General features: G+C 60.0%; 20 protein-coding genes and 2 pseudogenes. 11 read left to right on the forward strand and 11 right to left on the reverse strand.

From position 1 onward, the window contains the following. A partial coding sequence (locus KGA81_RS25125; protein WP_141228961.1) for a transposase occupies window positions 1-121 on the forward strand: 121 nt, incomplete at its 5' end. A 322-nt stretch (window positions 122-443) separates the two neighbouring features. Here the strand turns inward: KGA81_RS25125 and KGA81_RS25130 are convergent. Continuing rightward, entirely contained in the window at window positions 444-1634 is a 1191-nt protein-coding gene (locus KGA81_RS25130; RefSeq protein WP_223549513.1) for an MFS transporter, read from the reverse strand. After that, a pseudogene (locus KGA81_RS25135) lies at window positions 1631-2029 on the reverse strand (serine hydrolase); the annotation flags it as partial. The gene KGA81_RS25130 and the pseudogene KGA81_RS25135, both read right to left, overlap by 4 nt. 184 nt (window positions 2030-2213) lie before the next feature. Between KGA81_RS25135 and KGA81_RS25140 the strand changes: the two are divergent. Then, the gene (locus tag KGA81_RS25140) at window positions 2214-3131 is read left to right on the forward strand and encodes a LysR family transcriptional regulator (RefSeq protein ID WP_223549515.1); all 918 of its coding nucleotides are present in this window, start codon (window positions 2214-2216) and stop codon (window positions 3129-3131) included. Window positions 3132-3217: 86 nt separating this feature from the next. On the opposite strand, the gene msrA is transcribed toward KGA81_RS25140, so the two are convergent. Both msrA and KGA81_RS25150 read right to left on the reverse strand, forming a co-directional pair. Further along, window positions 3218-3724, reverse strand: a complete 507-nt coding sequence (gene msrA / locus KGA81_RS25145) for a peptide-methionine (S)-S-oxide reductase MsrA (RefSeq protein ID WP_223549517.1) — start codon at window positions 3722-3724, stop codon at window positions 3218-3220. Continuing rightward, the gene (locus KGA81_RS25150) at window positions 3721-5025 is read right to left on the reverse strand and encodes an MFS transporter (RefSeq protein ID WP_223549519.1); all 1305 of its coding nucleotides are present in this window, start codon (window positions 5023-5025) and stop codon (window positions 3721-3723) included. The genes msrA and KGA81_RS25150 overlap by 4 nt, the downstream gene beginning before the upstream one ends. 135 nt (window positions 5026-5160) lie before the next feature. Here KGA81_RS25150 and KGA81_RS25155 point away from each other — a divergent pair, with 135 nt between their 5' ends. Beyond that, window positions 5161-5619: a winged helix-turn-helix transcriptional regulator gene (locus KGA81_RS25155; protein WP_223549521.1), complete on the forward strand. Its 459-nt coding sequence runs from the start codon at window positions 5161-5163 to the stop codon at window positions 5617-5619. A gap of 135 nt (window positions 5620-5754) precedes the next feature. Here KGA81_RS25155 and KGA81_RS25165 read toward each other — a convergent pair whose 3' ends face one another. The 3 genes from KGA81_RS25165 to KGA81_RS25175 form a co-directional block, all read right to left on the reverse strand. Next, the gene (locus tag KGA81_RS25165; RefSeq protein ID WP_317850820.1) at window positions 5755-6870 is read right to left on the reverse strand and encodes a low specificity L-threonine aldolase; all 1116 of its coding nucleotides are present in this window, start codon (window positions 6868-6870) and stop codon (window positions 5755-5757) included. 62 nt (window positions 6871-6932) lie between these two features. Then, window positions 6933-7748 carry an AraC family transcriptional regulator gene (locus tag KGA81_RS25170; protein WP_223549525.1) on the reverse strand — a complete coding sequence of 272 codons (816 nt, stop codon included), beginning with the start codon at window positions 7746-7748 and terminating at the stop codon, window positions 6933-6935. Between the two features lie 91 nt (window positions 7749-7839). Further along, the gene (locus tag KGA81_RS25175) at window positions 7840-8751 is read right to left on the reverse strand and encodes a LysR family transcriptional regulator (protein WP_223549527.1); all 912 of its coding nucleotides are present in this window, start codon (window positions 8749-8751) and stop codon (window positions 7840-7842) included. 121 nt (window positions 8752-8872) lie between these two features. Between KGA81_RS25175 and KGA81_RS25180 the strand changes: the two genes are divergently transcribed. Then, a complete protein-coding gene (locus KGA81_RS25180; RefSeq protein WP_223549625.1) occupies window positions 8873-9787 on the forward strand; it encodes a pirin family protein in 915 nt (304 codons plus the stop codon). A 93-nt stretch (window positions 9788-9880) separates the two neighbouring features. Here the strand turns inward: KGA81_RS25180 and KGA81_RS25185 are convergent, their stop codons facing one another. Continuing rightward, window positions 9881-10336, reverse strand: a complete 456-nt coding sequence (locus KGA81_RS25185) for a glycine zipper 2TM domain-containing protein (RefSeq protein WP_223549529.1) — start codon at window positions 10334-10336, stop codon at window positions 9881-9883. A 409-nt stretch (window positions 10337-10745) separates the two neighbouring features. Between KGA81_RS25185 and KGA81_RS25190 the strand changes: the two genes are divergently transcribed. After that, window positions 10746-12143, forward strand: a complete 1398-nt coding sequence (locus KGA81_RS25190; protein ID WP_223549531.1) for an LLM class flavin-dependent oxidoreductase — start codon at window positions 10746-10748, stop codon at window positions 12141-12143. Between the two features lie 238 nt (window positions 12144-12381). Here KGA81_RS25190 and KGA81_RS25195 read toward each other — a convergent pair whose 3' ends face one another. Then, a complete protein-coding gene (locus KGA81_RS25195; protein ID WP_223549534.1) occupies window positions 12382-13554 on the reverse strand; it encodes a DUF1624 domain-containing protein in 1173 nt (390 codons plus the stop codon). A 558-nt stretch (window positions 13555-14112) separates the two neighbouring features. Between KGA81_RS25195 and ltnD the strand changes: the two genes are divergently transcribed. From ltnD to otnI, 5 genes are all read left to right on the forward strand, one after another. After that, complete coding sequence (ltnD, locus tag KGA81_RS25200; RefSeq protein ID WP_223549536.1) at window positions 14113-15018, forward strand: L-threonate dehydrogenase; 906 nt, start codon at window positions 14113-14115, stop codon at window positions 15016-15018. Window positions 15019-15028: 10 nt separating this feature from the next. Further along, window positions 15029-16327 (forward strand): 3-oxo-tetronate kinase, encoded by a 1299-nt coding sequence (otnK, locus tag KGA81_RS25205; RefSeq protein ID WP_223549538.1) that lies wholly within the window; start codon window positions 15029-15031, stop codon window positions 16325-16327. Between the two features lie 8 nt (window positions 16328-16335). Next, window positions 16336-16974, forward strand: coding sequence for an aldolase (locus KGA81_RS25210; RefSeq protein ID WP_223549539.1), 639 nt, complete (start codon window positions 16336-16338; stop codon window positions 16972-16974). 189 nt (window positions 16975-17163) lie between these two features. Next, the gene (locus KGA81_RS25215; RefSeq protein ID WP_223549541.1) at window positions 17164-18624 is read left to right on the forward strand and encodes an SLC13 family permease; all 1461 of its coding nucleotides are present in this window, start codon (window positions 17164-17166) and stop codon (window positions 18622-18624) included. A 21-nt stretch (window positions 18625-18645) separates the two neighbouring features. Continuing rightward, the gene (otnI, locus tag KGA81_RS25220; RefSeq protein WP_223549543.1) at window positions 18646-19437 is read left to right on the forward strand and encodes a 2-oxo-tetronate isomerase; all 792 of its coding nucleotides are present in this window, start codon (window positions 18646-18648) and stop codon (window positions 19435-19437) included. A gap of 44 nt (window positions 19438-19481) precedes the next feature. Here otnI and KGA81_RS25225 read toward each other — a convergent pair whose 3' ends face one another. Then, window positions 19482-20303, reverse strand: a complete 822-nt coding sequence (locus tag KGA81_RS25225) for a DeoR/GlpR family DNA-binding transcription regulator (RefSeq protein ID WP_223549545.1) — start codon at window positions 20301-20303, stop codon at window positions 19482-19484. A 508-nt stretch (window positions 20304-20811) separates the two neighbouring features. Further along, window positions 20812-20913: pseudogene (locus tag KGA81_RS30310) on the reverse strand (outer membrane lipoprotein carrier protein LolA); the annotation flags it as partial. A 217-nt stretch (window positions 20914-21130) separates the two neighbouring features. Here KGA81_RS30310 and KGA81_RS25230 point away from each other — a divergent pair. After that, window positions 21131-22243: a CapA family protein gene (locus KGA81_RS25230; protein WP_223549547.1), complete on the forward strand. Its 1113-nt coding sequence runs from the start codon at window positions 21131-21133 to the stop codon at window positions 22241-22243. Window positions 22244-22281 lie beyond the last annotated feature (38 nt).

Consider the following 22281-nt stretch of genomic DNA (forward strand, 5'->3'; position numbering starts at 1 on the left):
TACGGGCCAGCTGGAAGGCATCAACAATCGAATCAAGGTCATTAAGCGGATGGCGTACGGTTACCGGGACAGCGAATTCTTTTTCATGAAGATCAAGAGCGTCTTTCCCGGTAATCCGTGAAGAACCAAAGAAAAGGCCCTGTCCATCACTGGCGGGCCTTTGAAATTCGTGGGCTATTAGCTCACGACACCTCTCACGACCCGCCTCTGGCGGTCGTGGTAGTCGTGGTCAAGGCAATTCGTAATTGATTCATGGGGCTGACAATAGCTGCGCAGTACAGGGTTGGCAAGTGAGCACTACGAGCATGAAGGCTGATTGAAGTATCGATCACTGTCCGCCCCTGAGCCGATAGCTGCCTGTCATGCCGGTCCACTTCCGTCCAATAGCTTTGGGATGCGCTGTTAGCGAGGTTCGCGGCTGCCTGCTAACCACATCAGCACATTCAAATTGCATCGGATTTCACCCCCTGCACCACGGGAAACCCGCGCAGCTTGGCCGACCACGTCACCATCAGCGTGGCCACCAACAGCACCAGTAGTGCAGGAGGGAATGCTACTACGCCGAGTCGGTCGAGTAGCAGACCTCCCACAATGCCCCCGCCAGCAATTGCGGTGTTCCAAGCAGTCACGAGCATGGATTGTGCGACATCTGACGCATCGCCAGCAGTTTGGGCCAATGCCGTTTGAAACAAGGTTGCGGCGCCGCCAAAGGCCAATCCCCACGCGCCAATCGCTACGAAAACGGCAACGGGTTCGGTGGCCGCCATACCCAGCACTATCACTGAAATCCCAAACAATGCGGTACTCGCCAGGGTCAGCGCGCGCAGGTACTGGTCGATTAACACCCCAACAATCCAGATGCCCAGCAGCGATGCGACTCCGAAGACCAGCAGTACTACATCCGTCTGCGCTCCCAGGCCGGCCACTTGCAGAAACGGGGCGATGTAGGTGTAGAGAATGTTGTGCGCAAGGACGAACGCCAGTACCACGAAGAGCACGGGGCGAATGCCACGCAGTGTGAATACATGACGCAGCGACAGCCGTTTTTCTTCAGCCTTTGCGGCGAAGTCCGGCACGTTGAAGCGCACCCATGCCATCAGCAGCACGGCCAGCAAGCTCATGATGCCGAAGCACATGCGCCATCCCAGGACGTTGCCCAGAAAGGTTCCGGCCGGGATGCCCAACGAGAGCGCCAGGGGTGTGCCCACCATCGCAATCGCGATGGCGCGGCCTTTGCGGTGTTCGGGCACCAGGCGCGCGGCATAGCCGGCCAATAACGCCCACAACAGCCCCGCCGCAACGCCGGCCAGAAAGCGCGCCGCGATCGTCAACGTGAAGCTGGTCGAAAACGTCGTGACCGTGTTGGCAATGGCAAATCCGGCGATGGCAGCGAGTAGCAAGGGACGGCGACGAAATCCTTGTGTGGCCGCCGTTAACGGCATGGCGGCCATTAGCGATCCAACGGCATAGGCGGTGACGGTTTGCCCGACCCACGCCTCGGAGACGGCCAGCCCCTGTGCCATCTGCGGCAGAAGACCCGCCGGCAGTGCCTCGGTAAGGATGGTGATGAAGGCGGCCATTGCCAGCGCCAACAAGGGTCCATAAGGCATGCGATCCTGCACTTGCGAGTTCATTGGCCTGGCTCCGCGACGGCGTATACCGCGTCCCGCAGGTCGGTTACGAACCGTCCCGACATGCCCTCGTACAACGTGTTGGTGAAGGCGACGACACTCAGCTTCTGTTGTCGATCCACACACCACGAATGGCCATAGGCGCCACCCCAACGCCAGGTGCCCGGCGACTCGGGGGTGACCGCCAAGGCCGGATCGCGCAGTACCGAGAACCCCAGACCAAAGCCGAACCCCGGTGCAGCGGGCAGTTCCCGGCCGCCGGTTTGATCGCGTGCCATCTCCTCGACGAGTGCCGTGGACAGCAGCTCACCGCCGCCGCGCCGCAATGTTTCAAGGAGGCGCAGGAAGTCCTCGGCTGTTCCGGCCATGCCGGCACCACCCGACGCAAACGCCTGCGGGTTGAGGATGCGCGCGGACAACTGACGTGAAAGTGTGCCCGTGGAAAAAGCGATTTCGGGGAGGGTCATGCGCAGTTCCTTCTGAGAGTGGAGAGCCCCGCCACGATAGAAAGTCTGGGATTAAAGAAAAACTGGGGTAGAGTTCCATTTTATGCGGAGCAGAATGTCCGCAATGGAGGGCAGCATGGACAGCTTGAACGGCTTTGTGGTGTTTGTGCAGGTCGCTGAAAATCGCAGTTTCGTTGCGGCTGGCCGAATGCTGGGGGTGTCGGCGTCGGCCATCGGCAAGAGTGTGGCGCGGCTGGAAGAGAAGCTCGGTGTTCGCCTGTTTCACCGCAGCACGCGCAGCGTCACGCCGACTGCCGAAGGCATGCTGTTTCTGGAGCGCAGCCGTCGGATTCTGGCCGAAATCGAGGCGGCTCAACTGGAACTGTCGCAAGCCAGCGCCGCTCCACGTGGACGCTTGAGGGTCAGCCTGCCCTTGGTCAGTTCGCTGGTACATCCGGTGCTCGGCGACTTTATGCGTGAGTACCCGGCCATTGAATTGGACCTGGACTTCAGCGACCGCCTGGTCGATGTGATCGAGGAAGGTTTCGACGTCGTGGTCAGAACCGGCGCGCCTACGGATTCGCGTTTATCGGCGCGTAAGCTCGGTTCATTCCGTTCGTTGCTGGTCGCCTCGCCGGACTACCTGGCAGTGCGTGGTACGCCAAAAGTACCAACCGATCTGCTGCAACACAGCTGCCTGCACTACCGTTTCCCCAATAGCGGCAAGCTGGAAGCCTGGGCCTTGCGTCGTACTGCCGAGGAGCCCGAGTTAGCCTTGCCCATTTCGATGATCTGCAACACCATCGAAACCCGTTTGTGCTTTGCCTTGCGGGGACTGGGCATCGCCTACCTGCCGGAGTTCTCGGTCAGGCAGGCGCTCGCCGAGGGGCAGCTGTGGAGCGTTTTGCCAGAGCACACAGAGCGCAATGGCGAGTTCCATTTGCTCTGGCCTGCCAGTAAACACCCTTCTCCCAAGGTGCGGGTATTCGTCGACTTCCTCTGCGCCCGGGTTTTTCCGGGGAGAAACGGGACGGATTTATTGTCACTACTCTAAACGTCCGCCATGGCCGATTTCTGCCCTCGACGACCGGCTGAAATCGACCAGAAGTGGTTCACATCTGTGCTTCACAAACACGACTTTCAGGCGCGCTTGGGGAGCTTCCAGTTCGGGCGGATGAAGTGGCATGTGTAGCCGTTCGGTATACGCTCGAGGTAATCCTGGTGCTCCGGCTCCGCTTCCCAAAAAGGTCCCGCCGGTTCGATTTCGGTGACAACCCGACCTGGCCACAGGTGTGAAGCATCGACATCGGCAGCGGTGTCCTCGGCGATGTCGCGTTGCTGTTCGCTGAGGTAGTAGATCGCCGAACGGTAGCTGGGGCCCAGGTCATTGCCCTGACGGTTGGGCGTGCTGGGGTCGTGTATCTGGAAGAAGAACTCAAGGATCTGCCGGTAGCTGATCACGGCAGGGTCGAAGTCGATCTCGATGGCTTCGGCGTGGTTGCCATGGTTGCGGTAGGTGGCATTCGGCACATCGCCGCCGGTGTACCCGACCCGCGTGTACAGCACACCGGGATAGCGCCGCAGCAGATCCTGCATGCCCCAGAAGCAACCTCCGGCGAGAATGGCAGTTTCGGTTTGTCTGGTCATGGTCTGTCGTTCCTCTCGGAGGCGTTGGGTATAGCCTTTGTTATGAGGGCGTGTTGGCCAATTCCAAGGTTTCGCGCAAATTCTTGATCGATCATTGAAAATCGCAACGTGAAAAACCACAACACCAGGGCAGCCGCGCTGATCGAGGCACCCAGCAGGCTCACGGCTATCCAGCCCCAAAGCGCATAAACCTGCGTCGCGGCGGCAGCTCCCAGTGCACTGCCCACCGAGTAAAAGCACATGTACGCGCCGACCATGCGACTTTGCGCGTCGGGTCGTGCCGCAAAGACGAAGCTCTGGTTGGTGACGTGTACGGCCTGCACGGCGAAGTCGAGCAGGACCACCCCGCAAACCAGGGCGATCAGTGACGTTTGCGCAAACGCGATGGGCAACCAGGACAGCGTCAGGATCGCCAGCGAAATGCCGGTCACGCGTTGCCCCAAACCCTGGTCTGCCCAGCGACCGGCTCTTCTGGCAGCCAGGGCACCGGCGACGCCGGCCAGGCCAAACAGGCCGATGACCGTGTGTGAAAGCGACAGCGGCGGGGCGCTCAATGGCAGCACCATGGATGTCCAGAGCACGGAAAAAGCGGCAAAGATCAATAAGGCCAGAAGACCCCTGATGCGCAAGACCGGTTCAGTGATGAACAGCATGAAGAGCGAGCGGATGAGTGCCGGGTAGGTGTATCGATTGCGTGGTGTCACTGCGCAAGGCAAGACTTTCCAGAACACTACCGCGAGGGTCAGCATCAGTCCCGAGGATACGAAATACACCGCGCGCCAGCCCGCCAGATCGGCGATCAGCCCGGAGGTGAATCGCGCCAGAAGGATGCCCAGGACAATGCCACTGGTTACGGTTCCCACCGCCTGGCCACGCTGCGACGGTGTTGCCAGCACGGCGGCATAGGCCACCAGCACTTGAACCATCACGGCCAGCAATCCCACAACGATCATGGCCCCCAACAGGGTCAACCATTGCTGTGCTGCGCCGACCCCCGCCAGCGCAATCGCGGACAGCAGCACTTGAGTCAGAATCAGCCCTTTACGGTTCAACAAGTCACCCAGCGGGACGATGAACAGCAACCCCAGCGCGTAACCGACCTGGGTAGCCGTCACCACAAACCCGATCATCGATGAGGCCACGCCCAGGCTCCGGGCCATTGAGTCGAGTAAGGGTTGTGCGAAATAAACGTTGGCGACTGCCAGCGCGCAGGTGACCGAAAATAAACACGTGAGTGATGGAGAAAGCCCCGAAGCCGGAGTGACGAAAGGCTGGGTGGTGGAGTCGGCATCTGCTGTCACATGAGCCTCCGTGGCGCTAAACTGGTTTCAATTTAAAACTCGATTCAATTGTTGCTGAATCAGGTTTCAAATTGCAACCACATTATTCAAGATTGGACGACAGGCTTGGCAGCCCTTATCCAGAAGGTAAACACGATGGTCGAAGACGCTTCATCGCACAGCAGCGAATGCCCGGTAGCACGAACACTGCAAGCCATTGGGGATCGATGGTCGCTCATGATCATTCGCGACGCGTTTGACGGCATTCGCCGATTCAGCGAATTCCAGAAAAGCCTGGGGGTGGCCAAAAACATCCTCGCATCGCGCCTGAAAGCGCTGGTTGAGGTCGGTGTGTTCGACGTTCAACCTGCTTCGGATGGCAGCGCCTACAAGGAGTACGTCCTGACGGAGAAAGGACGGGAGATTTTTCCGGTGGTGGTCAGCATGAGGCAATGGGGCGAACGTTTCCTGTTCGCCCGGGAGGAGACGCGTTCTGTGTTGCTGGACAATGCGTCCGGTCAGTCCCTGATGCCGATTGAAGTTCGCTCCTTGAGCGGCCAAAAACTTGGGCCGTCCGACTGCCACAGAGTGAGAGTGGTTGCCGACGAGTCGTGAATCGACTAGAGCACCCGCAAGCGGATGCCCCCTGCGCCGAGTTTTGTCCCTGGTCAACTGTGAGCGATCAGAACCCGTTCATCCACTTCTTCAAGAACATCGCGATGGCCGGTGATCCGCTGCAAGTTGCGGCCTTCAGTGCCGATCGACCGCTCGCTGCACCTGACTCAACAGGTGATCGACATCCTCGGCAGTGGTGGCGAACGAGGTGACAAAACGAACGATGTTGGGTCCCCAGCGATCATGGTAGAAGCCGAACCCGGCTTTGAGCAGTGCTTCGATGATTGCCGAGTCCAGGCGACAGAACAGGATGTTCGCCTCGGTGCCGCCGAGCACGTCAACGCCGCTCAGGCCAGTCAGGCCTTGCGCCAGGCGCTGGGCCGCAGCGTTGGCCTGGCGTGCATTGCGCAGCCAGAGGTCGTCGGTCAGGTACGCATCGATCTGTGCTGAAAGGAAACGCATCTTGGAAAAGAGATGGCCTGCGCGCTTGCGCCGGTAATTCATTTGGGCTGCGAGCGAGGTGTTGAACAGGACGATGGCTTCCGCCGCCAGCGCACCATTTTTCGTGGCACCAAACGAAAGGGCATCCACCCCGGCCTTCCACGTCATCTCGGCGGGGGAGCAACCCAGCGACACCAGGGCGTTGGCAAATCGGGACCCATCCATGTGGAATCCAAGGGAAGATGACTTGCAGACGTCACCGATGGCTGCGATCTCGTCCAGGGTGTAGAGGCTGCCGACTTCAGTGGCCTGGGTGATGCTGACGCAGGCGGGCTGAGTCGTGTGCACGTCGCCGACTTTCTCGCGAGTCCGCTCGCGCAGTCGAACGATGTCCAGCTTGGCCGCCGGTCCGTCGACGGTCATCAGCTTCGCACCGTTGGAAAAGAACTCCGGCGCGCCGCATTCATCGTTGTTGATATGACTGGCCGGGTGGCAATGGATGTTGCCCCAGGGCGGCGTCATCGTGCTCAGGCACAAGCCGTTGGCGGCGGTGCCGGTGGGCACCAGAAAGACCTCCACGTCACGCTCGAAGATCTCGCAGAACTTGCGCTTGACCTGCGCCGTCAGCTCGTCGGTGCCATAGGGGCTCGCCTGGGCCGTGCTGTGTTTCACGATGGCTTGTGTCACCTGCGGCGATGCGCCAGCGATGTTGTCACTTGAAAAACCCAGCGCGGGCGGTCTGTTTGTTTCACCGTTCATCATCCATTTCTCGGCTGCGCAGGCGAAGGTGTTTCGCCCGTATTGGCGCATCCTATGGAGAGGGACGGTTGTCGCGCTTGTAAAAAATTGACGGCTGCCTGATGGCCGAAGCCCTATGTCCTGTAGCGCGAGGGTGCGACGCCGAATGCCTGTCGAAAGGCGCGGTTGAAATGGCTTTGATCGTAAAAACCGACGGCGTGGGCGACTTCGACGATCGGTTGCCCGCTGCGTGATAGCAGGCCACAAGCCCGTTCAAGACGCAGGCGAAGCAGCCAAGCGTGCGGCGTCATGCCGATGGTCCGCTTGAACTGTTTAAGGAACGGGAACCGGCCTAACCCGCACAGACTGGCGAGATCATCGAGGGTGATTCGTTGATCGATGTGGCTGAAGCAATAGTCCCTGACGCGAGACCATTGCAGGGGGGATAGCGTGCCCGTAATCGTTTCGGGCCTGGTCGCCCGTGACTGGCTCAACAGGTGTTCAAGGAGGGTGATCCATTGCGTCTGTACCGCCAGGCTGCCTGGCCCAACGGCCTGCTGCATCGCGTTATGCAACCCGCGCAGGTTACCGGCAAGCCTCGCGTCTTCCAGCAACACACTGGTCAATTCAAGCTCTCTCGGTTGACCGCTGATCTCCTCGGTCAGACTCGCGACCAGCGCCTGGGACAGACGGAATGTCTTGAGCGTATAAGCGTCGCCGCCCTCGGGCACACCATCGTGGATCTCACCCGGCGGCATCAGGGCAATACTTCCCGGACCTAAAAGAAACGACTCGCCGTTGGACCGATGACGCTGGACGCCTTCGGTGACAAAGCCAATGTGGAGATCGAGGTGGTAATGGCGATCGAAACCGGTGTCCACAAAGCGAGCGGAACCCAGCACCAGACCTGGTACTTCGGATACGTGATGGTACTTGGCATGCTCAGTCATGAAACCCGTTCAACAATCGGCGAGGAGGGCGGGGGACTGCAAAGTCTAGGGCCACCAGCGGTATAGATCCATGGGCATCGACTGTCGCTCGCTACGGATGCACCTCTGGTGCGCCCGAGGCATTCAACTTCTCGATCACCAGGTCGATGAAGGCCGATACCGCAAGCGGCAACTGTCGGCGGCTTGGATACAGCACGTTCAGGCCATAACCTTTGGGTTGGTATTGCGCCAGCACCGGGACGAGCACACCGGCCTGAACGTCGAGCCTGGCCATCACCGGTGGCAGTAGCGCGATGCCGAGGCCGGCCACGGCGGCCCTGCGCAGTGCCTGTGCAGTATTGCCACTGAAGCGCCCACTGACTTGCACTTCCTCCTCACCCTGCGGGCCGATCAAGCGCCATGTGGCGTGGCCGCCGGGTTGCGCGAAGATCACACAATCGTGGTTGACCAGGTCCTGCAGCGTGCGGGGTGAGCCGTGGGCGGCAATGTAGGCGGGGCTTGCGACCATGCCGACGCTACGCGGGTCAAGGATCTGACGACCGATAAAACCGGAATCGCGCAAGGCGCCGCCGCGAAACGCGACATCGATCTGCTCTGCGATCAAGTCGGCCTTCGCATCGCTGAGTATGAAGTCCAGCCTCACGCGTGGATACGCGGCGAGAAACCCGCTCACCCAGTCCATCTGGAAGAAGTCGAAGAAGTCGGCTGGAGCCGCCACACGCACCAGGCCATTGGGCTCGTTACTACCCGTTATCAACGCCTGTCCGGCTTCGAGCAAGCCGTCGACTGCGCCTGCGCAACGCTCATGGAAGTCCTGGCCTGCGCTGGTGAGTGTGAGCTTGCGAGTGGAGCGTTGCAGCAGCCGAGTGCCCAGGCGTGCTTCGAGCTGCTGGATGCGGCGACTCACGGTATTGGGCGGCATGCCCAGGCGTCGCGCCGCCTCGGCAAAGCTGCCGCAGCGCACTACCTGCACAAACATCGCGATGTCATTGAGGTCGAGCACGGCGGGAATTCCTGATGTCGGTGGACGAGTGCAATCCGATTGTATCGACTAATCAAGCAATCGGTCCCGCTCTATTGTTTGAGGTATCGGGCCGCGAGGCTTCCCACTTCGAGTGATCATGATGAACCTTCAGCAACCACCTCACATCGCAACGGACCCTGGCGCTGCACGCGAAGCCGGAACCCGCCGCGCAATCGGCTATCGCACCACAGGCAGCGGGCATGGCGCTATTGTCCGGCTGATGGGTCCTTCGGATCTCGGTCATTTGATCAAGCCGTTCGTTTTCCTGGATCTGTTTGAAGGTGAGAGCTCTTTCATCAACGGCATGCCGATGCACCCGCACTCGGGGATCGCCACCGTCACCGTCATCACTGAAGGCAATTTGCGCTTTGAAGATGCGGATTCGGGCACGGGGATGATTGACTATGGCGGTGTCGAATGGATGCGGGCAGGAGGCGGGGTGTGGCACGGCAAGGAAATGTCGGTAGGCACTTCGAAGCGGATTCAGGGTTTTCAACTGTGGGTTGCACTACCGCCTGAGTTGGAGAGCGCCAGTGTCGACAGTCAATACCTGGAGTCAGGCGTGATGCCTGAAATCGGGCCGGCGCGGTTGATTCTCGGCACGTACCAGGGTGTCCAGAGCCCGGTCCGTGCCCCCGTCGGAATGAATTATCTGCTGGTCACGCTAGGTGCCGGGGAGTCCTGGACTTATGTTCCACCTGGCGAACATCAGTCGTTGTGGTTGAGTGTCAGCCGCGGCGCTTTGTCTGCACCAGGCCTGGTCAACGCAGGAGAGATGGTCATCTTCGAACCAGGCAACGGCGCCGTGACGCTCAAGGCGCTGCAAAAAGATGCGGTGTTCGTGATCGGTTCAGCGGCACCTCATCCCTATGATCTGGCGCTGGGAAATTACTCGGTGCACACCAACCCGCAAGCCTTGCGTGCGGGGGAGGCGAAAATTGCCGAGATTGGCGTTCGGTTGCGCGAGTACTTGAAAAAGCCCAATGGGTCAGCCAGCGTAGCGGTATTCAAGTAGCCCCTGCCCCATGACCCATGGCGGCGCGCCATTCGAGTCAGGATTGTGCGCAGCCATGGATCATGGGGGGTGTGCAACGTCCAGTCGCCGCCACTAACTTTGTGGCACCACCCGCGCGTCGTTTCCGGAACCCTCGACATAAACGTTCATGCCATTTGTCAGCCCCGGGTTGATCGGCTGGGTCACCTGAACCAGTACGCCGCTGTGGGTGCGAACGATGATCTGTTGTGCATCCATGGGCTGATCATATTTTTTCTTTTCGACGTAGTTGCCGCCCGCCGCGCCAGCGAGGGCACCGGCGACCATCGCCACATCCCGGCCGGTACCGTGGCCGATCAGGCTGCCCAGGGCCAGACCGCCAATACCCCCCATGATGGCGCCGACACCGCTATCGTGATTGGTCTGCATCTGGGTCTGTGTAATCTGCTCGATTTTCCCCGAACGAATTTCCTTCTCGCCAGCACCTCCGCTCCCGGCGCCAACCGCGGCACAGCCGCCAAGCACTAGTCCAAGAAACGTAACCGTCACCCAGGAAGCGATAGTTTTCATCGTCAAACTCCATTTTAAGAGGAAGTGGATCATGCAAATGCATCCACTCACGTTAGACGAAAAAGCCTGATTCGCTCGGTTGTTTGGCTGCGCAAAGCGCTTGCCTGGAAGGGGCAGTGGTGCAAGCGTCTGGACCGCTTGAGCCGATATAGCTTGAACGCAGTCTTATATTCCATAAATGCAGTACAAACTACTTTGTTAGTGCGTTTTAATCTATTCAGTATTTTGAATCGATTGGAGCATTCGTCTGTGAACACTAAGGCGCTTTTACCTTTTGGCTTGGCATTACTGGCTACATGCTCGACGGCTAGGGGTGAAGCTGATACAGAACCGTCTTGAACGCCACTACGGCAAAGGTTTCAAGCATCAGCGCTGACCCACCCGCTCAATGACTTTTACAGGTACTACGATGTCCGATCCAAAACCTTTGTTGTTTGCGTTATACGAGCAAGCCAGTGTTGGCTGTGGCGGCGCGCCAAGCCTCTGGACGCATCCGGCTGACGAACGACTGACCATCAACTCGCTGGGTTACTGGTCGAACCTGGCACGCATCGCTGACCAGGCTCATCTCGACATGCTGTTTTTCGGTGATGTGCTGGGTTTCTACGATGTGTTTGGCGGTAATGCCGACGCGGCGATGAAGTGGGCGGTGGAGGCGCCGGCCAACGATCCGTTGATGATCATCCCGGCATTGGCCGCCGTGACGGAAAACCTCGCCTTCGGCGTCACTGTCACCACCAGTTATGAACATCCCTTCACCCATGCCCGGCGCTTCAGCACGCTGGATCACCTGACCAATGGGCGGGTCGGCTGGAACATCGTCACCTCCTACCTGACCAGTGCCGCTCGCAATTTCGGCCTGGAGCAGATGATCAAGCACGACGATCGCTATGAACGCGCCGATGAATTTCTCGATGTGGTTTACAAGCTCTGGGAAGGCAGCTGGGCAAGCGATGCCGTGGTGGCCGACAAGTCTCGCCAGATCTATGCCAAGGGCGATCGGGTGCGACCGATCAATCATGTTGGCGAGCATTACCGGGTGGCCGGGCCGCATTTGACGTCCCCGTCACCGCAACGCACACCGTTGCTGATCCAGGCCGGTTGGTCAGGCCGTGGTCGCGAGTTTGCAGCCAAGCATGCCGAACTTATATTCATCGCCAAGTCCAACCCGCTGGAGATTCGCCAGGGACTGGAAGACATATGGACGCAGGCCAGGGCACGGGGGCGTCACGCCGGGGATGTCAAATCACTGACCGTGCTGCGCATCGTCACGGCCAGAACCGAGATCGAAGCCCAACGCAAATATGATGAATTGCAAAGCAACTACCACTTGCAGGCACAACTGGTCAGTTATGCCGGTGATACCGGTATCGATATCAGCCGCTACGCGGACAGCGACGCGTTGTCCACTCACACCGAAGGCATGACCTCCTATGTGATGCGTCCCGATGGCAGTGGCAAACCCTTGACCGCCGGCGATGTCAAACAGCGCTTTGCCAACGTTACCCGGGGCAGTGATCTGATTCTGGTGGGAACGCCGCAACAAGTGGCCAACCGGATCGAAGAGCACGCCCGTATTTCCGGCACCAGCGGCTACATGCTCAACCCGCTGATCAGCCCGGGCAGCCTTGAGGACTTCGTTGAACTGATCATTCCCGAACTGCAAAAACGTGGCTTGTATCGCACCCAGCCACAGAGCGGTACTTTCCGTTCGCGGTTACGGGACGATGGCGTCAGCCATTTACCGGATTCTGCCTACGGAGCCTCATTCCGCTTTGACAAAGGTTTTCAGGACGGGACATCTTGAAAAAAGGGGCTCTCCAGGGGGAATGCCAATCAGTTAAGGGATCGACCAGCGCTGATTAACCTGTGGCGAGGGAGCTTGCTCCCGCTGGGCAGCGAAGCGGCCCCAACAAATGGGCCTGCTACGCAGTCCAGCGGGACGGTGCGGCGATCCGACAAGCTCCCTCGCCACGGGTTCAGTGTCTCGGCTTAACTGACTGGCATTACCCCTGGAGAGCCCCTTTTTTGAGCAAATGTCCTGATCAGAAATATTTGAGCCATTCGATATCGCGACGGCGTGCCTTCAATGCCGCGAACCAGCGCACGGGTAAATACAGGGATAAAGCCAGGAGCACCGCCGTCAGCCACACCACCCAAATGCTGTCGAAACCGAAAAGAACTCCCTGGTTCAGGCCGAATAACGCCACGCTGACCAGATACAGCGCCTTGAGTACGTAAAGGTGCAGCAAGTAGAAGAACATCGGCGCCGCGCCAAAGACGGCCAATGCATTGACCCACTTGCGTTGTTGCGCCCGTTCCAGGGCACGTAGCAGCAACAGGCCCATGCCCAACGTCAGCAAAAGGAACAGCAGGGAAGGTGGGTATTTTGTGATGTTGAAGACGCTCATGAGGGTTTGCGTGAGGCCTTCATGGGCGACCCAATGCGCCTCGCCATAACCATTGACCGCTCGCAATGCGACAAACCCGATCAATGCCCCGGCCCCTGCAAGCAGCAAAGTGCGTTGACGTTTGGCGGCCGAAACCTGGTCAGCAAACCATGGGCCGATACTGTATCCAAGAGCGATCACACCGATCCACGGCAGTACGGGATAAGAGGTGCGCAGACGCAAGCCGTCGGAGAGTTCGATCCAGCCGCGATCATGCAGAATCGCCCAAGGTATATGCATGGGCGAGCCTGCCGCGAAGTGCACATTATCCAGCAGGTTGTGCCCGGCCACGATCACCAGGCCCAGGCAGCACAGAATGGGCCTGGGCAACCAGACCAGTCCGGCCAGGGCAACCATGCAGATGCCAATGACCCAGATCACCTGCATGTAAATGGCCGCAGGCGGGAACTGAAACGTCCAGGCGAAACTCACCAGGGTGAATTCCAGCAGTACCAGCAACAGACCGCGCTTGAATAAAAAGGCTGACACATCGCCCTTGCCCCGGTGCTTTTGGCCGTACAGGCAAGCGGAAAGTCCTGTGAGCAGTATGAAAACCGGCGCACACAAATGGGCAAGTGTGCGGCTGAAAAACAGCGCCGGCTCAGTGGATTCTATGTCCATCGGGTCTGTTACCTGACGGTGCAAAAAGAACGTTTCGCGCACGTGATCCAACAGCATAAAGAGGATGACCAATCCCCTCAGGGCATCAATGGACAGAAGGCGTTGGTTCAAGCGTGTGATGGGCGGGATGTGAGCGGAGATTGTCATCGAATGTCGCAAGCAGGGAGTGGATGGTTCTGCCAGGGGTGACTGACAGCGTATGCTTTCTGTAGTTATAACATAACACTTTCGCCAAGAGCGACCGCCTGATTGCGTGATAGCCGTCTACCAAAGGGTTCCCGCTGACGGAACCTTCGCGCGTCGCCTCATCCTGAATCACCTCCCGGTGTTCGATCATCACGCCATCCTCGAGACGCAGGCTATCGACCGCGACCCGGTTCACCGGCTGGCCGAGGCCAGTGAAGCATCTCCACTTTTCTACGCGCCAAAAGACGTGTTAAAAAATGTTATTGTTAAAAAACACTTCACATAATCTGATCACTGGTAGATGATCTTCATCAGCCGGTATGACAACCTGATAACACGACAAAAACAGGATTGCCTTGATGTTCGATGAGATCCCGACTCACGTCCTGAATCACAGCGCCCCTCGGCTGGCTTATCCGCGTGGTCCTGATTCTGTCTACCGCTGCCTTATTCACAACGCGGCCAACGTCTGTGCCTTGCAGTCGTTCAAGCAGTCGCTGCTTTCCACTGGAGTACCCCATGAATAACAAGAATGTCGGTGTGGTCGGTCTGGGCGCGATGGGGCTGGGCATTGCCCGCTCGTTGTTGCGCAGCGGTTTTAATGTGCATGCCTGTGATGTGCGCTCTGCCGTAACAGAGCAGTTCGCCGGGGAGGGCGGTGTGGCTTGCGTGTCACCGTCGCACATGGCCGCTGAGTGTGACGTGATCATCACCGTGGTGGTCAACGCCGAGCAGACCGAGACCGTATTGTTCGGTGAGGGTGGGGCCGTGGCCTCTCTGCGGCCGGGCAGTCTGGTGATTGGCTGCGCCACTGTCGCTCCGACTTACGCCGTGGATCTGGGTCAGCGCCTGGCAGCAAAGGGCCTGCTGTATCTGGATGCACCGATTTCCGGTGGCGCGGCCAAGGCTGCCGCTGGCGAGATGACCATGATGACCTCCGGCCCGGCCGATGCCTATGCCAAGGCTGAGTCGATCCTGGCCGGCATGGCCGGCAAGGTGTATCGCCTGGGCGACGTCCATGGCCTGGGGTCGAAGGTCAAGATCATCAACCAGCTTCTGGCGGGTGTACATATTGCCGCTTCTGCCGAAGCCATGGCACTGGGCCTGCGTGAAGGGGTCGATGCCGATGCGCTGTATGAGGTGATCACCCATAGCGCCGGTAATTCCTGGATGTTCGAAAACCGCGTGCCGCACATTCTCAAGGCTGACTACACGCCGTTGTCCGCCGTGGATATTTTCGTCAAGGACCTGGGCCTGGTGCTGGATACCGCCCGGGCCAGCAAATTCCCGCTGCCGCTGTCGGCCACCGCCCACCAGATGTTCATGCAGGCTTCCAGTGCCGGCTTCGGTCGTGAGGACGACTCGGCGGTGATCAAGATTTTCCCGGGCATCGAATTGCCGACTGCCAAGCCTGAGCCTGTTTGAGGAACACCCCATGACTACCTCCACCGCACGCCCGCTATTGGGCTGCATCGCCGACGATTTCACCGGCGCCACGGACCTGGCCAACATGCTGGTGCGCGGCGGCATGCGCACTGTGCAAAGCATTGGCATCCCGAGCGCGCAAGTGGCTGCCGGGCTTGATGCCGATGCGATCGTCATTGCCCTGAAGTCGCGCACCACACCGGTCGCCGAAGCGGTCGAGCAGTCCCTCGCGGCGCTGGCCTGGCTGCGCGAGCAAGGCTGCGAGCAGATCTTTTTCAAGTATTGCTCGACGTTCGACTCCACCGCGGCCGGCAATATCGGCCAGGTCAGTGAAGCACTGCTGGGCGCACTGGGTAGCGACTTTACCCTGGCGTGCCCGGCATTCCCGGAGAATGGCCGGACGATCTTTCGCGGTCACTTGTTTGTACAGGATCAGTTGCTCAGCGAGTCGGGCATGCAAAACCACCCGCTGACGCCGATGACCGATGCCAACCTGGTTCGCGTGCTGCAAGCGCAGACCCGCCTGAATGTCGGCCTGTTGCGCTACGACACCGTTGCCCGCGGCGCTGAGCAGGTGCGGGCGCGCATCGCCGAGCTGAGGGCCCAAGGTGTCGGCATGGCCATCGCCGATGCCTTGTCCGACAGCGATCTGTATACCCTCGGTGCCGCCTGCGCCGATCTACCGTTGTTGACCGGTGGCTCGGGGCTGGCTCTGGGCTTGCCGGAAAACTTCCGTCGTGCCGGCAAGTTGCGCGATCTCGACGCCTCGAAACTTCCGGCGGTGCCCGGTGGGGAAGTGGTTTTGGCCGGCAGCGCTTCGATCGCCACCAATGGACAAGTGGCCGCCTGGCTCGAAGCCGGCAGGCCAGCTTTGCGGATTGATCCGTTGGCCCTGGCAGCGGGGGAACCGGTAGTGGCGCAAGCCTTGGCCTTCGCCCGTGATAACGCGCAAACCGTATTGATCTACGCCACCTGCTCACCGGAGGAGGTCAAGTCGGTGCAACAGCAACTGGGCGTCGAGCAGGCTGGCAGTCTGGTGGAAAACGCCTTTGGCGAAATTGCCCGGGGTCTGCGCCAGAGCGGTGTGCGCCGCTTCGTGATCGCCGGTGGGGAAACCTCGGGCGCTGTGGTCCAGGCGCTGGGCGTGCAACTGCTGCAAATCGGCGCGCAGATCGATCCGGGTGTTCCCGCGACGGTCAGCAGTACTGACGAACCACTGGCGCTGGCACTCAAGTCGGGCAACTTCGGTGGCCGGGATTTTTTCAGTAAAGCCTTGAATCAACTCGCCCGGGCTGGAGGTGCACAATGAGCTGCGCAATGAGTAACGAAAACGCATTGCGCGAAGAAATCTGTGAGGTTGGCCGCAGCCTGTACCAGCGTGGATACACCGTTGGCAGCGCCGGCAATATCAGCGCACGCCTGGATGACGGCTGGTTGATCACGCCGACGGATGTGTGCCTCGGGCGCCTGGATCCGGCAACCATCGCCAAGGTCAATCTGGCCGGCGAATGGGTGTCCGGTGACAAGCCTTCGAAGACCCTGGCACTGCATCGCCAGGTCTATGACCGCAACCCGAATGTCGGCGGCGTGGTGCATACCCACTCCACCCACCTGGTGGCGTTGACGCTCGCAGGTGTCTGGCAGGCGAACGACATTCTGCCGCCGCTGACGCCATATCAGGTGATGAAAGTCGGGCATATCCCGTTGATTGCCTACCAGCGACCCGGTTCGCCGAAGGTTGCCGAACAGGTCGCACAACTGGCCAACAGTGTTCGCGGGGTGATGCTCGAGCGGCTTGGGCCGGTGGTCTGGGAGAGTTCGGTCTCCAGGGCCAGCTACGCCCTGGAAGAACTCGAGGAAACCGCGCGACTCTGGCTGATGAGCAATCCCAAGCCGCAACCGCTGAATCAGGCGGCGCTGGACGAACTGCGAGAGACCTTCGGTGCGCACTGGTAACGCGCGGGCGTAATACGACAGATCCATAACACAGGCGCTGCCCGGGAGACGCACAGGGACTCTCGACGGCCCCGGCTTGCCTGAAAAAACAATAACAACAGGAAACCCAGGTATGACTTACCTTCACTGCGGCATGTCCAGATCCATCGGCTGTACCCTTTCACTTACCCGGCGTGGAGGGTTTGTGAAATGAGCCCGTTAGTCCTGCTGATTACTGCCGGGGTGGGCATCGCGCTGTTGCTGTTCCTGGTGCTCAAGTACAAGTTCCAGCCCTTCGTGGCCTTGATGCTGGTGAGCATTCTGGTGGCGCTGGTGGCCGGGGTGAAACCGGCGGATCTGGTCGCCACTATCGAAGGCGGCATGGGCAAGACCTTGGGCCATATTGCGATCATCATTGCCCTGGGCGCGATGATCGGGCGGATCATCGAGCTCTCCGGCGGTGCCGAGGCGTTGGCCAAGACCCTGATTACCCGTTTCGGCAACCGGCGTACGCCCCTGGCGTTGACGATTGCCGGCTTCATGGTCGGGGTGCCGGTGTTCTTCGAAGTGGGCGTGATCATCCTGATGCCGCTGGCCTATGGTGTTGCCCGAACTGCGCGTAAGCCGCTGTTGGTGTTTGCGTTGCCGATGTGCGCGGCGTTGTTGACTGTCCACGCCTTTCTGCCGCCACACCCGGGCGCAGTGGCCGCCGCCAGTCAACTGGGCGCGGACCTGGGCCGCGTGCTGATGTTCGGTCTGCCGCTCACCGCGTTCCTTTGCTATGTCGGCTACCGAGTGGCCGGGCGCATGACCCGTCGGGTGTATCCGATGACCGACGATATTCGTGCGGAAGTCTATGGTCCGCATGTCACTAACGAGGATCTGCTCGCCTGGTCCAACGGCAACGGCAAGAGCGCTGAACGAGCGGCAGAAGCGGTGTCACACATGGGCCTGGAAGAGTCCGTCAGCAGCATCGTTTCCAAGTTGCCGCCGGCGCCGGCGCCAGGGTTTGGCTTGATCGTCAGCCTGATCGCGCTACCGATCATTCTGATTCTGCTGGGGACTCTGTCCACCTCGCTGCTGCCGGCCGAATCGGTCCTGCGCGGCATCATGACCGTACTCGGCGCGCCGCTGGTGGCGCTGCTGATCGACACCTTGCTGTGTGCCTGGCTGCTGGGTTCGCGTCGGGGCTGGAGCCGCACTCAGGTGTCTGACGTGATCGGTTCGGCCTTGCCTGGTGTGGCCATGGTGATTCTGATTGCCGGTGCCGGCGGTGTGTTCGGCAAGGTGCTGGTGGACACCGGAATCGGTGCCGTGGTCTCCGATATGCTGCGCACCACCGGTCTGCCGGTCCTGGCCCTGGGCTTTCTGCTGACCATGCTGTTACGCGCAGTGCAGGGCTCGACCACGGTGGCGCTGGTGACCACTGCCGGCATCATCAGCCCGCTGATTGCGACTCTCGGTCTCACTCCGAATCACATGGCCCTGCTGTGCCTGGCCATGGGCGGTGGCGGGCTGGCCATGTCCCATATCAATGATGCGGGCTACTGGATCTTCACCAAGCTGGCCGGGCTGAATGTGGCCGACGGTTTGCGCACCTGGACGGTATTGACCACCTTGCTCGGCACCTTGGGTTTCTGTATTACCCTGTTGATCTGGCCTTTTGTCTAACCCTTTATCTGAGGAGCTACCATGCCTCGTTTTGCTGCCAACCTCAGCATGCTCTACCCGGAACATGAGTTTCCGGATCGTTTCGCTGCCGCCGCTGCCGATGGTTTCGAAGCGGTGGAGTATCTGTTTCCCTACGACTACAGCGCGCAAGAACTCAAGCAACGCTTGAGCGACAACGGCCTGGTACAGGCACTGTTCAACGCGCCGCCCGGTGATTGGGCGGCGGGGGAGCGGGGCACGGTGTCGTTGCCCGGCCGGGAGAGTGAATTTCGTAGCGGGTTTGATCGCGCCCTGGAATACGCCGCTGTGCTGGGCAATTCACGCATCCATGTGATGGCCGGGTTGCTGCCATCGGAAAGCGATCGCCCACGGCATCACGGCGTGTACCTGGAAAATCTCGCCTATGCCACCGCCCAGGCGGCCAAGGCAGGCGTCACCGTATTGCTCGAACCGATCAATACCCGAGACATGCCAGGCTTTTTCCTCAACCGCCAGGACCAGGCCCAGGCCATCTGCAAGGAAGTGGGCGCCAGTAACCTCAAGGTTCAGTTCGATTGCTACCACTGCCAAATCGTCGAGGGCGACCTGGCCACCAAACTGCGTCGGGACTTCGATGGTATCGGCCATATCCAGATCGCCGGCGTGCCGGACCGGCATGAACCGGATCTGGGGGAAGTCAATTATCCCTATCTGTTCGAGCTGATCGACCAGTTGGGTTATGACGGCTGGGTAGGATGCGAATACCGGCCGCGAGGCAATACCTCTGCCGGTTTGCAGTGGTTGCGCGACTGGAAGACGCGCCAGGCGCTATAGAGGAGGGCGGCGACGGGCCCCGCCGGAAGCAGGAGCCCGTCGTTTCACGCCGGTGTATGGTCAGCCGGCAGCAACAGTTCGACACCCTGCTTGCGGATGCCATCGGCCGCGGCAGGGGTCAATGCGTCGTCGCTGAGGATGATGTCGAACTGCTCGAGTCCGGCGATCCTGTACATGCTGAAGGTGCCGTACTTCGAACTGCTGGCCACCAGCACCACCTGCGCAGCCGATTGCATCGCGGCTTGCTTGACCTCGACCTTCAGCGCCGAAGGCGTGGTGAGGCCGCGACGCAAATCCCATGAGCTGGTCGATATGAACGCGATATCGGTGACCACCTGACGCAAGGTGGCAACCGCCAGGCCGCCCACGCAGGATTGATTGGAGTGATCCAGCTGCCCGCCGGTATGAATCACCGTGACATGGGGGGCATCGATCAGCGCCTGGACAATGCCGAAGTCGTTCGTCACCACGGTCATGCCGGACAGCGCCTTGATGTAGGGGACAATTTCCAGCGTGCTGGTTCCCGCATCCAGGTAAACCGACATGTCGGCATGCAATAACCGGGCGGCGAGCCTGGCCATGGCCTGCTTCTGCGGCAACTCGACCACCGCCTTGGTCTGATGGCTGGGCTCACTGTGCAGCTGGCTGGCAATCCGCACCCCACCCGTTACCGAATAAGCACGACCTTCCTGCTCCAGCAACGCAATGTCGCGGCGTATGGTCATGTGCGAACAGTCGAACATTTCCATCAATTGATGAACGCTCAGCACCTGATGCTTGCGCAACTGGCGCAGCATCAATTCACGGCGCTGTTCAGGGATCATCGGTGCGCCGCTTTCGGCGGCGATGTCCTTTTGACTAGCCATTCGGGCTCCAGAATGAAGAAATCCGCAGACAGGGAAGGCGGGGAATCATAGTAGCGAATCTGCGGCCGGATCAGTAGCGGGAGGAGATGTCGGGCCCATTCTTCTTTCGCTAAAACGGACTGGGGCTGGAGGATATCGCCATTGCCAATGAGCTTTATCCGTTGCATATGAAGAGCAACTGAGTAGAGGTTCAGAAATCGTTCTGTCTATTTCAGCGTAATAATAAGGTTCTTCACGCAATTCCGAGGAACACATATAACGAAATATCTGTAGGGGCTGCCGAAGGTTCGGGCCGCGTTCGGACGATCTTTTGATCTTGCTTTTGCGATCTGGAGATTGCTGAAGATCAAGATCAAAAGATCGCAGCCTTCGGCAGCTCCACAGGGGAATGCGTGCACCACCAAACAACGAGGTCGAGCGTTAGCTCACCTCGCGGTGCCGTTGCGGTGCACGCCCCCACGTGAGGCCGCGCACGGCCATGGATGGCCGATCGCGGCGGGCCCTGTAGGAGCTTGCTCGCGAAAAACCTGAGAGCACCGCGGGGTGTCAGGCTCCCCGCGTCATCGTTGACCTCCATCGCGAGCAAGCTCGCTCCTACAGGCTCTTCCAAGTGACCCGCCGTCAGGGCGGAACCCTAAGTGGCCGTTACCGCAGCAACGAATATGTACACCAGGAAGAAAATGCTCGGCTGTCAGTTGCCATCGCTGGCAAGTCGGATCGCCGCACCGCAGTTTCTACAGGTATCGGTGCTCCCCGGGATTGCATAAAGAACCAATAATAAGCCGGGGGATGGAAACATCCCCCCGACCTATATTCGGGAGGGTGCCATGGCAGCTGTTACCGATACGCTCAAGCTGTTTCTCTGCGGCGACGTCATGACTGCCCGCGGCATCGACGCCGTACTGCCGCATCCTGGCGATCCGCGGCTTTACGAAGCTTACGTCAAGAATGCCGGCGATTACGTCCGGCTGGCAGAACGCGTCAATGGTTCGATTCCCCGCCCAGTCGATTTCACCTATGTCTGGGGCGCTGCGCTGGAGGAGTTCGAACTTCGCCAGCCACACGCACGCATCATCAATCTGGAAACTGCGGTGTCCCGCCGCGGACGACCGGAGCCAAAGGGCATCAATTACCGCATGAGCCCGGAGAACTTCCCGGTCATCAGCGCAGCCGGCATCGACTGCTGCGTGCTGGCCAACAACCATGTGCTGGACTGGGGGGCAGCCGGCCTGGCCGATACGCTGGATACCCTGGCGAGCAATGGTATATGCAGCGCCGGCGCCGGGCACAACCGGCAATCTGCCGAAGCGCCCGCCGCGTTGCCGCTGCCTGGCGGGCGGCGCTTGCGGGTGTTTGGCCTCGGCGCACCCGACAGCGGCATAGCGTCGGACTGGGCCGCCACGGATCAGCGCGCGGGCGTCGCGCGGCTGGAGGATCTGTCGATGCAAAGCCTGCGCCCTGTGGCCAAACGGATTCTCGAGGGCAAAAAACCGCGGGATCTGGTGGTCGCCTCCATTCATTGGGGCGGCAACTGGGGGTTCGATATCCCGCGCGAGCAGCTCCGGTTCGCCCATGCCTTGATCGACGAGGCGGGAGTTGATGTGGTGCACGGGCATTCCTCGCACCACGTCAAAGGCATCGAGGTGTACCGCGAACACCTGATTCTCTATGGCTGCGGTGATCTTCTGAACGATTACGAAGGCATCGAGGGCTACACAAACTTTCGTGGCGACCTGGGGCTTCTATACTTTGCCTCGCTGGACCCGGGCGGGCACCTGCAGTCGCTGGACTTGATACCCACCCGCCTGCGGCGCTTTCGCCTCTGTCGCGCCGAAGGAGATGACCGTCAATGGCTGCACGACACCCTTTCTCGCGAGTGTGCACGCTTGGGCAGCAGCATCCAGCCGGGCGCGAAAAATGCCTTTGAGTTGCGTTGGTGAGCCCCCTTGGCGACTGCGCGTGATTGCTTCGGGCGGCG

This window comes from Pseudomonas sp. A-B-19 (assembly GCF_019947515.1).
Taxonomy (GTDB): Bacteria; Pseudomonadota; Gammaproteobacteria; order Pseudomonadales; family Pseudomonadaceae; genus Aquipseudomonas.

What these genes read in the sequence shown, in the direction of transcription:
- KGA81_RS25130 (WP_223549513.1), bottom strand. Translation starts at nt 1,634, where the DNA reads ATGAACTCGCAAGTGCAGGATCGCATGCCTTATGGACCCTTGTTGGCG.
- KGA81_RS25140 (WP_223549515.1), top strand. Translation starts at nt 2,214, where the DNA reads ATGGACAGCTTGAACGGCTTTGTGGTGTTTGTGCAGGTCGCTGAAAAT.
- msrA (WP_223549517.1), bottom strand. Translation starts at nt 3,724, where the DNA reads ATGACCAGACAAACCGAAACTGCCATTCTCGCCGGAGGTTGCTTCTGG.
- KGA81_RS25155 (WP_223549521.1), top strand. Translation starts at nt 5,161, where the DNA reads ATGGTCGAAGACGCTTCATCGCACAGCAGCGAATGCCCGGTAGCACGA.
- KGA81_RS25165 (WP_317850820.1), bottom strand. Translation starts at nt 6,870, where the DNA reads ATGCGCCAATACGGGCGAAACACCTTCGCCTGCGCAGCCGAGAAATGG.
- KGA81_RS25170 (WP_223549525.1), bottom strand. Translation starts at nt 7,748, where the DNA reads ATGACTGAGCATGCCAAGTACCATCACGTATCCGAAGTACCAGGTCTG.
- KGA81_RS25180 (WP_223549625.1), top strand. Translation starts at nt 8,873, where the DNA reads ATGAACCTTCAGCAACCACCTCACATCGCAACGGACCCTGGCGCTGCA.
- KGA81_RS25185 (WP_223549529.1), bottom strand. Translation starts at nt 10,336, where the DNA reads ATGAAAACTATCGCTTCCTGGGTGACGGTTACGTTTCTTGGACTAGTG.
- KGA81_RS25190 (WP_223549531.1), top strand. Translation starts at nt 10,746, where the DNA reads ATGTCCGATCCAAAACCTTTGTTGTTTGCGTTATACGAGCAAGCCAGT.
- KGA81_RS25195 (WP_223549534.1), bottom strand. Translation starts at nt 13,554, where the DNA reads ATGACAATCTCCGCTCACATCCCGCCCATCACACGCTTGAACCAACGC.
- ltnD (WP_223549536.1), top strand. Translation starts at nt 14,113, where the DNA reads ATGAATAACAAGAATGTCGGTGTGGTCGGTCTGGGCGCGATGGGGCTG.
- otnK (WP_223549538.1), top strand. Translation starts at nt 15,029, where the DNA reads ATGACTACCTCCACCGCACGCCCGCTATTGGGCTGCATCGCCGACGAT.
- KGA81_RS25210 (WP_223549539.1), top strand. Translation starts at nt 16,336, where the DNA reads ATGAGTAACGAAAACGCATTGCGCGAAGAAATCTGTGAGGTTGGCCGC.
- KGA81_RS25215 (WP_223549541.1), top strand. Translation starts at nt 17,164, where the DNA reads ATGAGCCCGTTAGTCCTGCTGATTACTGCCGGGGTGGGCATCGCGCTG.
- otnI (WP_223549543.1), top strand. Translation starts at nt 18,646, where the DNA reads ATGCCTCGTTTTGCTGCCAACCTCAGCATGCTCTACCCGGAACATGAG.
- KGA81_RS25225 (WP_223549545.1), bottom strand. Translation starts at nt 20,303, where the DNA reads ATGGCTAGTCAAAAGGACATCGCCGCCGAAAGCGGCGCACCGATGATC.
- KGA81_RS25230 (WP_223549547.1), top strand. Translation starts at nt 21,131, where the DNA reads ATGGCAGCTGTTACCGATACGCTCAAGCTGTTTCTCTGCGGCGACGTC.